The sequence below is a fragment of the Pseudomonas sp. BMW13 genome (assembly GCF_013357275.1).
GTDB lineage: Bacteria > Pseudomonadota > Gammaproteobacteria > Pseudomonadales > Pseudomonadaceae > Aquipseudomonas > Aquipseudomonas khazarica.
Genome location: NZ_SUKD01000012.1, coordinates 205,139 through 222,029 on the forward strand (window position 1 = coordinate 205,139; position 16,891 = coordinate 222,029).

Consider the following 16,891-nt stretch of genomic DNA (forward strand, 5'->3'; position numbering starts at 1 on the left):
CGCCCCTGACACAGCCACAAATGCCCTGGGATCTGCACACTTCGCCGCCATGCCGGCCTCGACCGCTTCGGGTAAACTTCGCGGGTTTTCGCGCAGCCGATCCTGCGCCAGCCAGGGGAATCTTTCGTGTTGCAAACCGAGGTACTGATCATCGGCGCAGGTGCCGCCGGCCTGATGTGCGCAGCCACTGCAGCGGCCCGCGGGCGCAAGGTGCTGGTGCTGGACCATGCCAACAAGGCCGGCAAGAAGATCCTCATGTCAGGAGGCGGGCGCTGCAACTTCACCAACCTGTACTGCGAGCCGGCCAACTTCCTCTCCGGCAACCCGCACTTCTGCAAATCGGCGCTGGCGCGCTTCACCCAGTGGGACTTCATCGGCCTGGTGGCCAAGCATGGCGTGCCCTACCACGAGAAGAAACTCGGCCAGCTGTTCTGCGACCACAAGTCCAGCGACATCCTCGAGCTGCTGCTGGCCGAATGTGCCGAGTCAGGCGCCGAGATTCGCCTGAACACCGCCGTGCAGAGCATCGACAAGGCCGCACAGGGCTTCCTCCTGCACACCGACCTGGGCGAGGTGGCCTGCCAGTCGCTGGTGATCGCCACCGGTGGCCTGTCCATCCCGACCCTGGGCGCCAGCGGTTTCGGCTACCAGGTGGCCAGGCAGTTCGGCCATACGCTGCTGCCGACCCGCGCCGGCCTGGTGCCCTTCACGGTCACCGAACCGCAGCTCAAGGCACTGTGCACGGAACTGTCCGGCACCTCGGTGGAGGACTGCCGGGTCAGTTGCAACGGCCAGAGTTTCGTCGAGAACATCCTCTTCACGCACCGTGGCCTCTCCGGCCCGGCGATCCTGCAGATATCGTCCTACTGGCAACCCGGCGACACCCTGCATATCGACCTGCTGCCGCACATCGACCTGCCCGAGTGGCTGGCCACGCAGCAGCGCGAGCGGGGCAACAGCGAGCTGAAGACCCTGCTGGCCGAGCTGTTCACCCGCAAGATGGCGACGCTGCTGGTCGACAGCTGGTTCGTCAACAAGCCGCTGAAGCAGTACACCCCGGCGGAACTGACGGCGATCGCCGAGCGCCTGTCCGACTGGCAACTGGTACCGGCCGGCACCGAGGGCTATCGTACCGCCGAGGTCACCCTGGGCGGGATCGACACCCACGAGGTGTCCTCGAAGACCCTGGAGTCGCTCAAGGTCCCCGGGCTGTACTTCATCGGCGAGGTGCTGGACGTCACCGGGCATCTCGGCGGCTTCAACTTCCAGTGGGCCTGGGCCTCGGGCTACGCCGCCGCCCAGTTCGTCTAGCAGAAGGCCGGGAACTGCCGGGGCAGCGCGCACTCTGCTACATACAGCACATGCGCCCGTGCGCACCACAAGGACAGTCCCGCCCCATGACCCTCGAACAAGGCCAGATCTTCGCCATTCTCGTCGCCAGCATGGGGTTGTTCATCTGGGGCCGCTGGCGGCACGACGTGGTCGCCCTCGGCGCCCTGCTGGCCTGTGTCATCGTCGGCCTGGTGCCCGAGCGCGAGGCCTTCACCGGCTTCGGCCACCCGGCGGTGATCACCGTGGCCTGCGTGCTGGTACTCAGCTACGGCCTGCAACGTACCGGCGCGGTCAACCGCCTGGCCCTGCGCCTGATTCCCAGTGGCTCCGGCGTGCTGCTGTCGATCGCCGCCCTGACCGGCCTGGGCGCCCTGCTGTCGGCGTTCATGAACAACGTCGGCGCCCTCGCCCTGCTGATGCCCATCGCCCTGCAGATCGCCTCGCGCCTGGAAATGCCGCCGGGGCGCATCCTCATGCCGCTGGCCTTCGGCACCATCCTCGGCGGCATGACCACGCTGATCGGCACGCCACCGAACCTGATCGTCTCCAGCTTTCGCGCACAGCACGGCGACGGCCCCTTCGCCATGTTCGACTTCAGCCCGGTCGGTGTCGCCGTGGCGCTGGCCGGCGTGCTGTTCATCACCCTGCTCGGCTGGCGCCTGGTTCCCAGACGCGAGGTCGGCAATGCCGCCAGCTTCGATACCGGCCACTACCTGACCGAGGCCCGGGTCAAGGAAGGTGGCGTGGCACAGGGCAAGACCCTGCGCGAGATCGAGCAGTTGCTCGACGAAGCCGACGCCCAGGTGGTCGCCATGGTGCGCAACAAGCTGCGCCTGAGCGCGCCCAACCCGCGCCGGGTGCTGCAGGCCGACGACGTGCTGGTGATCGAGGCCGACCCGGAGGAGCTGGGTGAAGTACTCAGCCAGCTGGACCTGCTGCTGGAGGCCGCACGCGAGGCCGAAGAAGCGGAACAACGCGAGGAGCAGGACAACGACAAGGACGCGGAAAAGAAGGACAGCAACGGCGACGAACGCACCCTGCTGGAACTGCTGGTCAAGCCGGACTCGTCGCTGATCGGACGTTCCGCCAGCAGCACGCGCCTGCGCAGCCGCTACGCCATCAACCTGCTGGCCATCTCGCGCCAGAGCCATCGTTCGATCAAGCGCCTGCGTTCGACCCTCATCCAGAACGGTGACGTGCTGCTGATGCAGGGCAGCGCCGAGGACATCGGCGAGTTCGCCAACGACTACGGCTGCGTGCCCCTGGCGGCGCGCGCCATCAACATCCCCGACCCGCGCCAGGCCAACCTGGCCCTCGGCATCATGCTCCTGGCCATTGCCGCAGCAGCCTTCGGCCTGCTCTCCGCGGCGATAGCCTTCGCCACCGGCGTACTGGCCTACATGCTGCTGCGCCTGGTACCCCTGCGCGCCGTCTACGAGGCCATCGACTGGCCGGTGATCGTCCTGCTCGGCGCCCTGATTCCGGTGGCCGGGGCGATGTCATCGAGCGGCGCGGCCGACCTGCTGGCCCGCCTGCTGATGGAGCACCTGGCCCAGGGCAATCCGATCATCATCGTCACCCTGCTGCTGGTGGTGACCATGACCCTGTCGGACTTCATGAACAACGCCGCTACCGCCGCCGTGATGTGCCCGATCGCGCTGAGCGCTGCGAGCCAGCTCGGTGTCAGCCCGGATGCGCTGCTGATGGCCGTGGCCATCGGTGCCTCGTGCTCGTTCCTGACCCCCATCGGTCACCAGAACAACACACTGATCCTCAGCCCCGGCGGTTTTCGCTTCGGCGATTACTGGCGCCTGGGCCTGCCACTGGAGATTCTCGTGGTCGCGCTGAGCGTACCGATGCTGCTGTGGGTCTGGCCGCTGTAGAGGGTCGTCAGGGCGGCAGCGGCAGGCCGGGCAGCCATTTGTGGTAGATGGCGGCGAAGCTGCCATCGGCCTTCATCGCATCGAGCGCCTGTTGCCAGCGCGCCAGCAATCGCGGGTCGGTGTCCTGCGAAAAGGCGATGTAGGAATCACTGTGCAGGAACACCAGCAACTGCTCCACCTCCCCCACGGCCAGCCCGCCGCCGTCGAGCAGGGCATTGAGGCTGAGGTCATCCAGCGCCATCAGCTTGACCCGGCCACGCTTGAGCATGCGTATCACCTGGTCCGGGCCCGCGACCGGATACAGGTTGGTGAAGCCATGCGCCAGCAGGTGCTGATGGCTGTACCAGTCACGCGGTACCGCGATTTTGCCCACCTGGCGGGCCTGCTCGAAGTCATCCAGCTGCAGCCCGTTCCTGCGCAGGGCATAGAAGGACGTGGTGTTGCGCGTCAGCGGCCCGACCCAGTGAAACAGCTTCTCGCGCTCGGGGATGCGCATCGTGACGAACAACCCGGTATTCGCTCTGACCTGCGCCTGCTGGTAACCCCGTGCCCAGGGCACGACCTCGATGGGCGCCGTGTCGCCGGTGCGCCGCATGATCTCGAGCACCACCTCGGTGGCCAGGCCGGTCGGCTTGCCATCGTCCCGGCTGAAGTTGATCGGCGGGTACTCTTCGGTATACAGCCGCAAGCGTTCGGCCTGCGCAACGCCCTGGAAACCGAAGCCAACGAGCAACGCCAACAACACATGCACATAGCGAGCGAACACGGCCGTATCCTCAAGCGCGAGATACCTCATCCAGCTTAGTCAGTGCACACGCCACCTGCCGCCAACGCTGGCGAACGGCGCGACACAGGACGACATCCGCCGCGGCTAGAGCTGCTCGAGCAGGCTGGCCGGTGAATGGAATTTCAACCCGTGCGCCTCGGCGACGCTGCCGCAGGTGATCACGCCGCGCGCGACGTTGAGACCGGCAAGCAGATGCGCATCGTCCTCCAGCGCCCTGCGCGTGCCCTTCTGCGCCAGCGCAACGACGAAGGGCAAGGTGGCGTTGTTCAGCGCCAGGGTCGAGGTGCGCGCGACCGCCCCCGGCATGTTGGCCACGCAGTAATGCACGACATCGTCGACCACGTAGGTGGGCTCGGCATGCGTGGTGGCATGCGAGGTCTCGGCGCAGCCGCCCTGGTCGATGGCCACGTCCACCAGCACAGCCCCGGCCTTCATCCGCTTGACCATCTCGGCGCTGACCAACTTGGGCGCCGCCGCGCCGGGAATCAGCACACCACCGATCACCAGGTCGGCGGCAAGCACCTGCTCGCGCACCGCCGCGCGGGTCGAGTAGAGCGTGGTGATGCGGTTGCCGTACTGGCTGTCGAGGCGGCGCAGGGCGTCCACGCTCCGGTCCAGCACGGTGACATCCGCCCCCAGCCCTACCGCCATCGCCAGTGCATGGCTGCCGACCACGCCACCGCCAAGAATCACCACCTTGCCAGGCGCCACGCCCGGCACGCCACCAAGCAGCACGCCACGGCCGCCGCGCGCCTTCTCCAGGCAGCCGGCGCCGGCCTGGATCGACATGCGCCCGGCCACCTCCGACATCGGCGCCAGCAACGGCAAGCGCCCCCGTGCATCGGTGACCGTCTCGTAGGCGATACAGGTAGCGCCGCCGGCCATCAGCTCTTCAGTCTGTGGACGATCGGGGGCCAGGTGCAGGTAGGTGAACAGCGTGTGCTGCGGCCGCAGCTTGGCGCGCTCCACCGCCAGGGGCTCCTTGACCTTGACGATCAACTGCCCCTGCTGGAACACCTCGCTCGAATGGCTGGCGATCTGGGCGCCCGCCTCACGGTAATCCTCGTCGGCGAAGCCGATGGCCGCACCGGCCTGGGTCTCGACCCAGACCTCATGCCCCAGGGCCGTCAGCTCGGCAACCGACTGCGGCGTAAGGCCGACGCGATATTCGTGGTTCTTGATTTCCTTGGGTACGCCGATTCGCATGACCGTCTCCAACCATTGCGGGCCAACAACCTCAAGTCTAGGAAAACGTGCGGCAGCTCACAGGAAAATCCATGAGAAATTTCGGCGCCGGCGTATTGATGGGGGAAGCCATGCGGACAGCGAGGCGCCAGACCGAGAGCAATCAGGCGCCACGCAGCGGTAGCCGCTGACGGGTCCGAAGGAGGAACTCCAGCCGGCCAGACAGCGCATGCCGGACGAGGCCCGGCACTCGGGTTCGCCGGTACGGCTGCCGTCACTGCCCGAACAGCAGCTTGCGCGCTTCGGCGGTCAGCAGTGCCTGGGGGTCTTCGTTGACCTTCTCCACCAGCGCATAGGCCCGTTGCACGGCCGGGCGTGCGCCGATGCGTTCGAGCCAGGCGGCCATGTTGGGGAAGTCCTCCAGCCGTTGCCGCTGCATCTCCCACAGCTTGGCCCAGGGATAGATGGCCATGTCGGCGATGGAGTAGTCGCCCGCCACGTAGTCGCGCCCGGCCAGCTGGCGATCCAGCACGCCGTACAGTCGCGCGGTCTCTTTCACGTAGCGCTCGATGGCATAGGGAATCGGCTCCGGCGCGTAACGCACGAAATGGTGGTTCTGCCCCGCCATCGGTCCGACACCGCCCATCTGCCAGTACAGCCACTGCAGGACCTCGAAGCGGGCACGCGTCTCGCTCGGCAGGAACTGGCCACTCTTGTCCGCCAGGTATTCGAGGATCGCCCCGGACTCGAACAGGGCGATGGGCTCACCGCCGTCGGCCGGGGCATGATCGACGATGGCCGGAATGCGGTTGTTCGGTGCGATCTTGAGGAACTCGGGAGCGAACTGCTCGCCCTTGCCGATATGCACCGGGCGCACGCTGTACTCCAGCCCGGCTTCCTCGAGCAGGATGCTGACCTTGTGACCGTTCGGGGTGGTCCAGTAGTAAAGGTCGATCATTGGCTTTCCTCCACTTGGGTCGGGGCCCGCCTGACCGGGCCATGAGTGCTTTCGTAAGCCTGCAGAATGCGCGAGAACCAGGCGCCGAAGGCCGAATCATCGGCCCAGGGCTGCACGCCCAGGCACCAGGCCCAGAACATCAGCCCGGCCAGCAGGTAGTCGCAACCGCCCGCTTCCTGGCCATCCAGGTACGGCTGCTCGCTCAACCAGCTCTCCAGCGGGGCGATGGCCTCGCGAAACAGCCGCTCGCCGCCTTCCGGGTCGGCGAACGCCTCCAGGCTCATGCCCAGCGCCTTCTCCCGGGTGCTGCGGAAATAGTCACGGTCGACCGGGTCGATCACCTGCCAGACGCGTGGCACCAGCATCTTCAGCAGCGGCATGCGCACCGCATGGAAGCTCAACTTCTCGACCAGGCGTGCCCGTTGGCTCGCCTGCGCGTCGCCCAGCAAGGGCTGCTGCGGGTAGCGTCGGTCGAGGTAGGCGAAAATGGCCAGGCTGTCATTGATCGTTTCGTCGCCATCGGTCAGCACCGGCACCAGCTTCTGCCCGGAGAAGGCGATGGCCTCCTTGTCGGTGAAGTGAATCGGCCGGCTCTGCCAATCCAGCCCCTTGTGGGCCAGCGCCAGACGCACTCGCCAGCAGTAGGGTGAGAACAGCAGCTCGCGGTCGGCACCGCACAGTTCGAACAATTCCCGCATATCGCCTTCCTTTAAGAACCAATCAGTCCAAAATTAAGCGAACGAAGCCCCGCACAGGCGTCTTCATCCGCTGTTCAAGCTCGCCATCACCACCGCCACGGTGGTTCGAATCGATGCGGCAGGCAGCCCCGACTTGACCTGGGTGCGCAGCCCGCTCATCACGCATTGCAGATAGCCGGCCAGCGCCACCCGATCGTCGCAGCCGCTCAGCTCGCCGCAAGCGACGGCGCGTTCCAGCGCCTGTTCAAAAATCTGGCAGATACCGGCCGTGGCCTGCTGCAGGACCGGCACCAGGGCCGGCTCCGACAGCGAAAACTCGTTGGCCACGTTGACCAGCATGCAACCACGCGGCACGCCATCGGGCCCATCGTCCTCGAGCACGCTGAGCAGACGCTCGCGAATGAAGCCCAGTGGCGAGGCGCTGGCGGCCAGTTGCTCGAGCATCAGGGCACGACGCTGCGCCACGTACAGGCTGAACGCGGCGACGAACCAGGCCTGCTTGCTCGGGTAGGTCTGGTACAGGCTGCTCTTGGACAGGCCGGTGGCTGCCTGCAGGTCCTGTAGCGACGCGGCTTCATAGCCGCGCTGCCAGAACAGCTGCATGGCATTCTCCAGCGCCCGGTCCGGGCAGAAGCTCTTGGGGCGTCCACGTGTCGTCATGCCGCGAACTTTAGAACCGATCAGTCCATAAATCAATCCCAGCGCTGCGCGACTTCGCCGATATCCAGTGACCGCCGAGTTCCGGTAGGCTGCTCGCATCTTCTGCGATCAGGTCCGCCATGCCCCGTCCACGCCTTCGCCAATCACTGCGCCGCCTCTGGGCGCTGGACAAGTTCAGCGCCAGCCTGCGGGTGTTCATCGCCCTCGCCGGCGCACTGGCACTGTGTGGCTGGCAGGGCTGGACACATGCGCTGATCCCGCTGTTTCTCGGCATCATCGCCAGCGCCCTGACCGAGACCGATGACAGCTGGCAGGGGCGCCTGGGCACGGTGCTGGTGACGCTGGTCTGTTTCAGCGCGGCGGCGTATGCCGTCGAGTGGCTGTTCCCTTATCCCTGGCTGTTCGTCGCCGCCCTGGCCCTGTCGGCGTTCTGCCTGACCATGCTGGGCGCCCTTGGCGAGCGCTTCGCCACCCTCGGCTCCGGCACACTGATTCTCGCGGTATACAGCATGATCGGCGTGGAGCAGCGCGGCGGCGTCGCCGGCCTGTGGCTGGAACCCTTGCTGCTGGTGGCCGGCGCGGCCTGGTATGGCGTGCTGTCGGTGATCTGGCAGGGATTGTTCGCCCATCAGCCGGTCCAGCACAGCCTGGCCCGCCTGTTTCGCGAGTTGGGCAAGTACCTCAAGCTCAAGGCGGCGCTGTTCGAGCCGCTGCGCCAGCTCGATGTCGAGCAGCGACGCCTGGCCCTGGCGCAACAGAACGGCCGGGTGGTGTCGGCACTCAACGCCGCCAAGGAGATCATTCTGCATCGGGTCGGCAATGGCCGCCCCGGCCCCAAGGTCAATCGCTACCTGAAGCTGTACTTTCTCGCCCAGGACATTCACGAGCGCGCCAGCTCGTCGCACTACCCCTACAACGAACTGGCCGAGGCCTTCTTCCACAGCGACGTGCTGTTCCGCTGCCAACGCCTGCTGCGTTTGCATGGCGAAGCCTGCCAACGCCTGGCCGGCGCCATCGAGCTGCGCCAGCCGTTCGAGTACCGCGAACTGTGCAGCCAGGCCCTGGAAGACCTGCACGCCTCGCTCGATCACCTGCACCTGCAGAGCAACCCGGCCTGGCGCCACCTGCTGCGCTCACTGGGGGCGCTGGCCGGCAACCTGGCCACCCTCGACCAGTTGCTCGGCAACGCCAGCAACCCCGATGCCCTGGCCGACGAGCAGGACAGCAGCCTGCTGGACCGCGAGCCACATTCGCTGCGTGAAGTCGGGGAGCGCATCAGCCAGCAGCTCACCCCTACCTCGCTGCTGTTCCGCCACGCCCTGCGCCTGTCCATCGCCCTGGCCGCAGGCTATGGCCTGCTGCACCTGATCCACCCGACGCAGGGCTACTGGATCCTGTTGACCACGCTGTTCGTCTGCCAACCGAACTACGGCGCCACCCGTCTCAAGCTGGTGCAGCGCATCGCCGGCACGCTGCTCGGCCTCGGCATCGGCTGGGCGCTGTTCGACCTGTTCCCCGACCCGCGCATCCAGGTGCTGTTCGCGGTGGTCGCCGGGGTGGCGTTCTTCGCCACCCGCAGCACGCGCTACACCCTGGCCACGGCGGCGATCACCCTGCTGGTGCTGTTCTGCTTCAACCAGATCGGCGACGGTCACGGCCTGTTCATGCCACGCCTGATCGACACCCTGCTCGGTGGCCTGCTCGCCGGCCTGGCGGTGTTCCTGATCCTCCCCGACTGGCAGGGGCGGCGCCTGGGCAACATGCTGGCCAACACCCTGAGCTGCAACAGCGCCTATCTGCGGCAGATCATCGCCCAGTACGCCCAGGGCAAGCGCGATGACCTCGGTTATCGCCTGGCGCGGCGCAACGCGCACAATGCCGACGCCGCACTGTCCACGACCCTCGGCAACATGCTCATGGAGCCGGGGCACTTCCGCAAGGACGCCGACCTGGGCTTCCGCTTCCTGGTGCTCTCGCACACCCTGCTCAGCTACCTCTCGGGACTCGGCGCACACCGCGGCGAGCAACTGCCCCAGGCGACCCAGGCCCAGTTGCTGGAACAGGCCGAGAAACTCGCCGGCAGCCTGGACGACATCGCCGCCGGCCTGCGCGGCGAGCGGCCACTGGCGATCCACAGTGACGAGGAGCAGACCCTGGCGCAGAACCTGGAGCAGATCGCCGATGACGCCGACGAGCGCCAGCGCCTGGTACAGACGCAGTTGGCGCTGATCTGCCGCCAGCTGGCACCGTTGCGGACCTTGGGCGCGCACCTGCACAAGGACGCCCGAACCCCGAGGCACTAGCTGTCACGGGAGGCTTTCTGCCACTATTCGTGGCATGCCGGTTCTCCAGGCCCAGCCCATGCCAGCCAATCGACGCCCTACCGCTGACTTTTCGGTCTCGCTGCCGGGCCTGCTCATGGTGCTCTGCCTGCTGCTGGCCGGCCCGGCGGCGCACGCCGAGATGCGCCTCGCCGAGCACACGCCGACGCAGGACCTGTACGGCCAGGTCGACTTCCTGGCCGATCCGCAGGGCACATCAAGCCTGGCCGACGTCATGCGCAACGATGCGCCATTTCACACCTCGCTGACCCGACGCGACCTGAGCTTCGGCTATGTACCCGGCGTGATCTGGTTGCGCCTGCCGCTGCTGTCGGAGGCGAAGCACACGCGCACCTGGCGCCTGGAGCTCAGCTACGCCTCGCTGGACGAAGTGCGCCTGTACGATGTCGGTGCCGACGGCATCCGGCAGTCACGCAGCGGAGACACCGTGCCCTATGCGCAGCGCAGTGTCGGCCACCGCAACCCCGTGTTCGACATCGTCCTGCAACCGGGAGAGCGCCGCACGCTGTACCTGCGTGTCGACTCACGCGGCAGCATGACCCTCAGCGGCAGCCTGATGTCGCTGCGCGACTTCGAACAGCACAGCCAGATTGGTTACCTGGTGCATGCCATCTACTTCGGCGTGCTGATCGCCCTGGGCCTGTACAACCTGCTGCTGTTCCTGGCACTGCGCGAGCGTCCCTTTCTCAGCTACGTGTCGTTCATGTTCGCCTTCGCCCTCAGCGTGCTCTCGCTGAACGGCCTCGGCGCCCAGTACCTGTGGTCGCAGGCTGCCCCCTGGAGCAATCGCATGCTGCCGGTCAGCCTGACGCTGGCGGCACTGCTCTCGGTGGTATTCGCCCGTAGTTTCCTCGACACCCGCCAGTGGCTGCCGCGCTGGGACAAGGGGCTGCTGGTGCTGTGTGCCGCCATCGCCGCTGCCGTGCTGGCGACCATCGTGCTCCCCGTGCAACGGGCCCTGCAGCTCATGTCACTGACCGGCCTGAGCGCCACCCTGACCCTGCTGCTCACCAGCTTCGTCTGCGTCGGCTACCGGGTACCCGGTGCCCGTCTGTTCGCCCTGGCCTGGTTGATGCTGCTGAGCGGCGCGGTGCTGCTGGCGCTACGCAATTTCGCCCTGATCCCATCGAACTTCCTCACCCTCTACTCCATGCAGATCGGCTCAGGGCTGGAGATGATCCTGCTGTCCTTCGCCCTGGCAGCACGCTTCAACGAACTGAAACGGCAGCGCGAAGCGGCCTTGCAACTCAACGAGCAGGTGCTGGCCAAGCGCGTGACCGAACGCACCCAGGCGCTCGAGCATGCCAACCTGCGCCTCAGCGAGCTGGCCATGCAGGACCCGCTGACCGGCCTGGCCAATCGCACTGCCCTGCAACAGCACCTGGAGCAGGCCCTGGCGCGCAGCAGCAGGCGCAACGAGCTGTTGGCGGTGATGCTGATCGACCTGGATGGCTTCAAACCGATCAACGACCAGCACGGCCATGCCTTCGGCGATCAGGTGCTGGCCGAAGTCGCACGGCGCATGCGCCAGTACGTTCGCGACGTCGACCTGCCCGCCCGGCTCGGCGGCGACGAGTTCGTGGTGGTCTGCGAGAACGTGCAGTCGGCCGACGCGGCGCAGGACCTCGCCAGGCGTTTGCTGGAGGGGCTCGACACCCCCATGTACCTGGAGGGTCGGGCCGTACGGGTCGGTGCCAGCATCGGTGTAGCCCTGACTCAGGGTCACGAGGATGCCACCGGCCTGATCCGCCAGGCCGACAGTGCCATGTACCTGGCCAAGGCCCAGGGCCGCAACCGCGTCTGCCTGGCGCAGGCCTGACGGATCAGGCCTTGACGCACTCTTCCAGCTGCACCGGCATGCAGTGCTCGAGCAGCCCCATTTCTATCGAATAGCGGATCAGCTCGGCGTCGCGTTCCAGCCCCAGCTTCTGCATGGCGGTAGTCTTCTGCGTACTGATGGTTTTCTTGCTGCGATGCAGGCACTCAGCAATCTCGTTGACCTTCAGCCCCGAAACGAACAGGCGCACCACTTCCAGCTCGCGCGGGCTCAGCACACCGAAGCCGGCCCTGCGTGAGCTGTTGTTCATCAGCGTGGCGATGCGCGGTGACAGGTAGCGCCCCTTGGCCATCGCCACCTGGATGGCCGGCAGCAGATGGCTGAGCGGGTCGCGCTTGCTGAGGATGCAGGAAATACCCGACGAAGCCAGTGCATGGAGGATGCTCGGATTCTCCTGCATGGTCAGCACCACGATATTGAGGTCGGGATACTTGCGCCGGATAAGCTGGAACAGGCTCAACCCACCGCTGTGCCCGGCGGCGGGGAGGATATAACCCGAAAGCAGCACATCGAAGTCCTGGTCATGGCCTTCGAGCCGCTCCAACAAACGCGCCGGCCCCTGCACCGAGTCCACGATGGAAACAGCATGGCTGGCAAACAGCGTCTGCCTTATACCGGCACAGACAACGGGGTGGTCGTCCGCGACCAGCAAGCGAATCATGTCGTTGTTCATTGTAAAAACCCTATCTCTGATGACAGTCCCTGTCGCAGGCTTGCTCGGCGTGCCTCAGCTGGCGGCCAGAGCCCCCGGCACGCAAAACATGACGCAGCAAAAGCCGATAGCAACGCACGCCGTAGCATCAACAGCGCCAACCAATGATAATGACTTGCAAATACATTCTCTGATCTTGTGACGTTATCTCAGAATTGCCCGCGCTCCTGGCGATGCGCGGGTGGCGGCTGCTCACTGATAAGTCAGCGTCAAGGTCACCGAGGCAAGCGCTGCACCAGCCCCCACCGGTGTAGAGGTCTGGTAGTAGCGCACCCGGTACGGCAGGGTATTCAAACCATTGGTCAGCCCGGCCAGTTGCCTGGTGCGACCGAGGTCGACTGGCGCACTGGTGGTGCCGTCGAGTACCTGCAAGCCCACCCCCGTTGCCGCCGCGCTCGACGTCAGCGCAAGCACCCCAGGAGCGTTGGAGCTGTGTGGCGTTCCGTCCATGCGCAGTTGAACGATGCCATTAGCGACCTTCTCGCACTGCAGAACGATGTCGAATGACTGCTCGCCCTGCGTCGACCCCACCCCTGAAAAGCGGTTGCGGTACACAGGTGCCAATGTAACCGTCTGATCAGGGTTGCCGAAGAGGCGACACGATGGCGGTGAAGGAGCGATCCTGGCGGACTGGATATTGACCTGCAAATAGCGGTTGTAACGAACGGTGCGCAGGGTCGCGTAGCTGCCAGGCGTGATGGCTCCAGTCCCTACCGTGGAGCCGATGGCAACCAGTTCGAGCTTGATTTCTCTCCATACGTCTCCTGCCGTCAACAGACCGGTGAACAGTGGCGGGATGGATCGCCTCCATTCGCTTCCGACGTAAAGCCCCTCCGGCTGCAAACTGACCCGATAGCCGACCCCCGGGACGTTGGTCTCGTAGACCCCCTGCAGCCCTGCGCTCGCCCTTTCAGCTACAAACGAGCCTGTGGCGTTGCCTTGGCCCAGCTGACATCTCAAGAGATAGAACGGATACCTAACCGGCTGTCTCGACTCCGCGAGCACCTGCCCCATCCGGGGCGAACCTGACGGGGCAATGATCGGGGTGGGGAAGTTGAACGTATAAACACCCTGATCGAAGTCGCTCTCCCATGAGCAGGTTGCATGGGCGAATGGTACTGCAGCGCCTAGCACCACCATCCACAGCAATCGGAACAAAGGATGCGAAACCCGCGACTTGCTCATAGACAGCTCTCCTTCAAGCCTCTAACTGGCGTCTGCGGCGCCCCCGGCGGCACACGGTAGGCCACTGTGCAGCTCCGGCCAGCACCCCAGCGGACGTTCAGCTTGCCTGCAGGTTCAGCACCTGCGACATAGGCCAGCCCCTCGGGACCGACCAGCCCCAGTTCCTGGCCATTGGCGCCGACGATTCGTGCTCCAAAGGGCAAGGGCTCCCCCTGCGCATCGCTCAGCCGCAACATGAGCCGGTAACCACTGCGAGCCTCGAACGGCGCCAGCACCACTGCGCCACGAGTCGGTACCACCTCCTGGGCCGCCGTCATGACCTCGACGTTCTCCCCCAGCCCGCTCATCGACAACGACAGACGATTGCTTCGATAAGGCGTCAGGCTCGGCACTACCGCATAGCCACGGCCATCCGTGCGCACCCCCACCTGCGACTGCAGCGCCAGCCCCTCGGCGTCGGGCACCTGTACCAGAGCAACGGTCTCCCCCAGTGGTTGTGACAGTGTGAGTCCATTGGCATGCGCCACCATCCCTCCGGACAGCTCGAGATTGGTCTGTTCATAGCCCTGCCCCTGGCTGTGCCCAAAATCGACCTGCCCATAACGCCCCTGGTAACCCAGATTGAGGCTGCCCCGAGAGCCTTGCTCGTCGGAACGATCAAAGGTCACGCCGTAATCGAGGCGATGGTCATCGAGAGCATTGCCGAAGACGCTTGCCTGCTGATAGAGACGCTGGTCAGCACCGCGTGAGACCGAATACATGCCCGAAGCGCCAGACGAGCCAAGCGGTATGCTCACAGAGATCATCAACTGACGCTCAGGAGCACCGAACAGCGTGCGGTACTGGTTGTAGTAGAGGTTGTAACTGAGCTGCCGGTAGCTGCCGGAGTAACCCAGCTGTACGAAGTGTTCCAGGTCGTTACTGCCCCAGTAGCGCTGCTGTCGGGCTGAGACGAACAGCGCTCCCCAACGCCCCATCGATTGCGACAAATCCACCTGCAACTCACTGCGGACGCTTGGAAACGACAGTCCATCGCCCTCCAGCGCCTGCATCTGCACCGCCTCGGGAAAGCTGTAGTACTCAGGACCAGAATAGCGGTAGCCAGTCATGCTGAAGGTCGTAGCCGTACGCTCCAGCGTCTTGCCATAGAGCACCCGCAGCGCCTGCCCGGAAAGACACCCCACTTTGCTACACGTGCGCGCATCTGAAAGGTCAAGGGACAGTGCTCCGAAACCCAGCATGTTCCTGCCTATTCCCAGCAACCCCGCCTGATAGCCCTGCCCTAGCAGCGCACCGCCATACAAAGAGAAGTCGCCAGACAACCCACGCGCAAGGGTGCCCTGGAAGAAGTAGGGGCGCAGCTGTTCATCTTCATACCCAGTGCGGTACTCCCCGGCGCTGACTTCATAACGCCAGCGACCATCACGCAGTAGCGTCGGCACCGAGGAAAAGGCCTGGCTGTAACGGACCTGACGGCCATCGGCCTCCAGAATGGTTACGTCCAGATCGCCACCGTTGGTGGTCGGGTAGAGGTCGTCCAGCGTGAACGGCCCTGGCGCGACATAGGCGCTGTAGATGATGAAGCCGTTCTGCCGCACCACTACCCGCGCATTGCTCTGAGCCACGCCGCGAATAGTCGGGGCATAGGCGCGCAGACTGTCTGGAAGCATCGCCTCGTCAGAGCTGAGCTGTACACCGCGAAACTGGAAACCCTCGAACAGCTCACCCAGGGTGTAGCCGTCGCCCATCATCAATTGGCCATTCAGCGCCTGAATATCCCGTTGGACATAGGTGCGCCCTGCCTGCCAACTGCCCTGGCCAACACTGTCACGGTTATAGGTAAAGTACTGACGCAAGCGCCAACTGCCCAGGTTGATCCCGCCACGCAAACGACCGAACAGCGTGTTGCCCGAGCCCCCCTGTGCACGCCCTTCGTCATTGCGCGCCAGGCTCAACTGATAGTCGAACAAGGCCGCGTCTATCCCACTGTCCCAGCGACTCGAATCGATCGACCCACGCGCCTTGCGCGACAGCGCCGCTTGCGGAATGCTCAAGCGCAGACGCTGCGCGGCCGCATCATAAGCCACACGGGCCTCGGGAAACGCCGCTTCCAAATCGATACAGGCCGGTGGTGGCGAGCTCATGGCAGGCAGGGCCGCCAGGTTCAAACCCCACTCAACCAACTGCTCGGCACTCAAACACGGCACTGCATCGCGCCCTGCATCGTGCTCGATGAAGCGAATGGTGAATCGCCCCAGCAGGTCATCGTTGCGCAGCACATCGACCCGGTACTCACCTGCCAACACCCGGCTACCGAAAGCGAACATCGACAGGTCCACGTCAGCCTGCCCACCACCCAGTTCGAGAAACGCCTCATTGAACATCGTGGCAACGGGCTCAGCGGAATGGACGAGCGCCGCGACCAAGAACGTCCACGCACACAGGCACCGGCCCAGAAGGCCTTGCCAAACCACGCGCACCTCAGAAGGCTCGTTTTTTTGAGCTGATCGAGGGATGAGACTCGACACGCACCAAGGGTACCTCGATGCGTTCCTCCTCCGAGAGGCCGCCGTAGTCATTGATGACGGCGAACTCCACGCTAACGGCTTGCGGCGCACCAATCGACGTCAGTGGGTACTCGCGCACTTCATAGGGAGGCACCATATCTGGCGCGATGTTTTCCATTCCCGGACGGACCCGCATCACACCGAAGGTCACATGATACGGCGTGGGATTTTCCACACGCAGCAAAACGCCACCGTCGCGATCGGCCAGCACGGACCACTTCAACTCCTTGCGCGCCTCGACGGCACCACTACCGGCCAGCTTCAACGGACGGTAAAACAGCTTGATTCGCGTGCGGATGGCCAGTTGCAGCACGTTATCCTGCTGCACCTTTTCCGGAATCTCCTTGACGTTGATCCAGAACACCGACTCACGGTCTTGTGGCAGCTCATCCGATACCCGCATCACCCGCAAGACGTTCTCCACGCTTGGGTCAAGCCGAGACAACGGCGGCACCAGCAGAAAAGGAGTGTCGTTACGCCCTTCTCCGGCGTCCACCCATGCCTGCACCACATAGGGGTGACTGTCCCCATTCTTGATAGGAAGTGAGGCCTCGCGGTTCGTCTCCTGAAAGATCACTCTTGTGGCCCCCACCTGCACGGCTGCGCCAGCTGACGCGCACGACGCAACGAACATGATGGGCACCGACGACATACGGATGAGCCGGCATAAACGGTTGAACAAAAACATAAGCCCCCCCAGAACGGCGGTGCGTGACAGCCAGGGCACGGAGCCCTACACGCAACC

13 protein-coding genes are annotated in these 16,891 nt (G+C 65.0%); 4 read left to right on the forward strand and 9 right to left on the reverse strand.

Translation table 11 applies throughout. The features are described from left to right. Nucleotides 1-126: 126 nt before the first annotated feature. Together E4487_RS10015 and E4487_RS10020 are read left to right on the forward strand one after the other, a co-directional pair. Nucleotides 127-1,311: an NAD(P)/FAD-dependent oxidoreductase gene (locus tag E4487_RS10015; RefSeq protein ID WP_175253261.1), complete on the forward strand. Its 1,185-nt coding sequence runs from the start codon at nucleotides 127-129 to the stop codon at nucleotides 1,309-1,311. A gap of 86 nt (nucleotides 1,312-1,397) precedes the next feature. Continuing rightward, entirely contained in the window at nucleotides 1,398-3,215 is a 1,818-nt protein-coding gene (locus E4487_RS10020; RefSeq protein WP_037050024.1) for an SLC13 family permease, read from the forward strand. A gap of 7 nt (nucleotides 3,216-3,222) precedes the next feature. Here E4487_RS10020 and E4487_RS10025 read toward each other — a convergent pair whose 3' ends face one another. The 5 genes from E4487_RS10025 to E4487_RS10045 all read right to left on the reverse strand — a co-directional run bounded on the left by E4487_RS10025 (nucleotide 3,223) and on the right by E4487_RS10045 (nucleotide 7,503). Beyond that, nucleotides 3,223-3,981, reverse strand: coding sequence for a substrate-binding periplasmic protein (locus tag E4487_RS10025; protein WP_373921514.1), 759 nt, complete (start codon nucleotides 3,979-3,981; stop codon nucleotides 3,223-3,225). A gap of 105 nt (nucleotides 3,982-4,086) precedes the next feature. Then, nucleotides 4,087-5,208, reverse strand: a complete 1,122-nt coding sequence (gene ald, locus E4487_RS10030) for an alanine dehydrogenase (RefSeq protein WP_175253263.1) — start codon at nucleotides 5,206-5,208, stop codon at nucleotides 4,087-4,089. A gap of 253 nt (nucleotides 5,209-5,461) precedes the next feature. Further along, on the reverse strand, nucleotides 5,462-6,145 hold the full coding sequence (locus E4487_RS10035; RefSeq protein ID WP_175253264.1) for a glutathione S-transferase N-terminal domain-containing protein: 684 nt from the start codon (nucleotides 6,143-6,145) through the stop codon (nucleotides 5,462-5,464). Then, nucleotides 6,142-6,843, reverse strand: a complete 702-nt coding sequence (locus tag E4487_RS10040; RefSeq protein ID WP_175253265.1) for a glutathione S-transferase family protein — start codon at nucleotides 6,841-6,843, stop codon at nucleotides 6,142-6,144. Before E4487_RS10040 ends, E4487_RS10035 begins: the two co-directional genes overlap by 4 nt. A 63-nt stretch (nucleotides 6,844-6,906) precedes the next feature. Beyond that, on the reverse strand, nucleotides 6,907-7,503 hold the full coding sequence (locus tag E4487_RS10045) for a TetR/AcrR family transcriptional regulator (protein ID WP_257229388.1): 597 nt from the start codon (nucleotides 7,501-7,503) through the stop codon (nucleotides 6,907-6,909). Between the two features lie 119 nt (nucleotides 7,504-7,622). On the opposite strand from E4487_RS10045, the gene yccS reads away from it, so the two are divergent. Then, nucleotides 7,623-9,806, forward strand: coding sequence for a YccS family putative transporter (gene yccS / locus E4487_RS10050; RefSeq protein ID WP_152487677.1), 2,184 nt, complete (start codon nucleotides 7,623-7,625; stop codon nucleotides 9,804-9,806). A 58-nt stretch (nucleotides 9,807-9,864) separates the two neighbouring features. Continuing rightward, entirely contained in the window at nucleotides 9,865-11,664 is a 1,800-nt protein-coding gene (locus tag E4487_RS10055; protein WP_175253266.1) for a diguanylate cyclase, read from the forward strand. Nucleotides 11,665-11,668: 4 nt separating this feature from the next. Here E4487_RS10055 and E4487_RS10060 read toward each other — a convergent pair whose 3' ends face one another. The 4 genes from E4487_RS10060 to E4487_RS10075 form a co-directional block, all read right to left on the reverse strand. Beyond that, complete coding sequence (locus E4487_RS10060; RefSeq protein WP_197035095.1) at nucleotides 11,669-12,343, reverse strand: response regulator transcription factor; 675 nt, start codon at nucleotides 12,341-12,343, stop codon at nucleotides 11,669-11,671. Nucleotides 12,344-12,586: 243 nt separating this feature from the next. Continuing rightward, nucleotides 12,587-13,579, reverse strand: a complete 993-nt coding sequence (locus E4487_RS10065) for a fimbrial protein (protein ID WP_175253267.1) — start codon at nucleotides 13,577-13,579, stop codon at nucleotides 12,587-12,589. Next, nucleotides 13,576-16,107 (reverse strand): fimbria/pilus outer membrane usher protein, encoded by a 2,532-nt coding sequence (locus E4487_RS10070; RefSeq protein ID WP_167494329.1) that lies wholly within the window; start codon nucleotides 16,105-16,107, stop codon nucleotides 13,576-13,578. The genes E4487_RS10065 and E4487_RS10070 overlap by 4 nt, the downstream gene beginning before the upstream one ends. Further along, complete coding sequence (locus E4487_RS10075) at nucleotides 16,061-16,834, reverse strand: molecular chaperone (RefSeq protein ID WP_134676158.1); 774 nt, start codon at nucleotides 16,832-16,834, stop codon at nucleotides 16,061-16,063. The genes E4487_RS10070 and E4487_RS10075 overlap by 47 nt, the downstream gene beginning before the upstream one ends. Between the last annotated feature and the right edge of the window lie 57 nt (nucleotides 16,835-16,891).

Excerpts from the sequence above, each read along its gene's own strand:
- E4487_RS10020 (WP_037050024.1), top strand. The coding sequence starts at position 1,398 with ATGACCCTCGAACAAGGCCAGATCTTCGCCATTCTCGTCGCCAGCATG.
- ald (WP_175253263.1), bottom strand. The coding sequence starts at position 5,208 with ATGCGAATCGGCGTACCCAAGGAAATCAAGAACCACGAATATCGCGTC.
- E4487_RS10035 (WP_175253264.1), bottom strand. The coding sequence starts at position 6,145 with ATGATCGACCTTTACTACTGGACCACCCCGAACGGTCACAAGGTCAGC.
- E4487_RS10040 (WP_175253265.1), bottom strand. The coding sequence starts at position 6,843 with ATGCGGGAATTGTTCGAACTGTGCGGTGCCGACCGCGAGCTGCTGTTC.
- E4487_RS10045 (WP_257229388.1), bottom strand. The coding sequence starts at position 7,503 with ATGACGACACGTGGACGCCCCAAGAGCTTCTGCCCGGACCGGGCGCTG.
- yccS (WP_152487677.1), top strand. The coding sequence starts at position 7,623 with ATGCCCCGTCCACGCCTTCGCCAATCACTGCGCCGCCTCTGGGCGCTG.
- E4487_RS10055 (WP_175253266.1), top strand. The coding sequence starts at position 9,865 with ATGCCAGCCAATCGACGCCCTACCGCTGACTTTTCGGTCTCGCTGCCG.
- E4487_RS10060 (WP_197035095.1), bottom strand. The coding sequence starts at position 12,343 with ATGATTCGCTTGCTGGTCGCGGACGACCACCCCGTTGTCTGTGCCGGT.
- E4487_RS10065 (WP_175253267.1), bottom strand. The coding sequence starts at position 13,579 with ATGAGCAAGTCGCGGGTTTCGCATCCTTTGTTCCGATTGCTGTGGATG.
- E4487_RS10075 (WP_134676158.1), bottom strand. The coding sequence starts at position 16,834 with ATGTTTTTGTTCAACCGTTTATGCCGGCTCATCCGTATGTCGTCGGTG.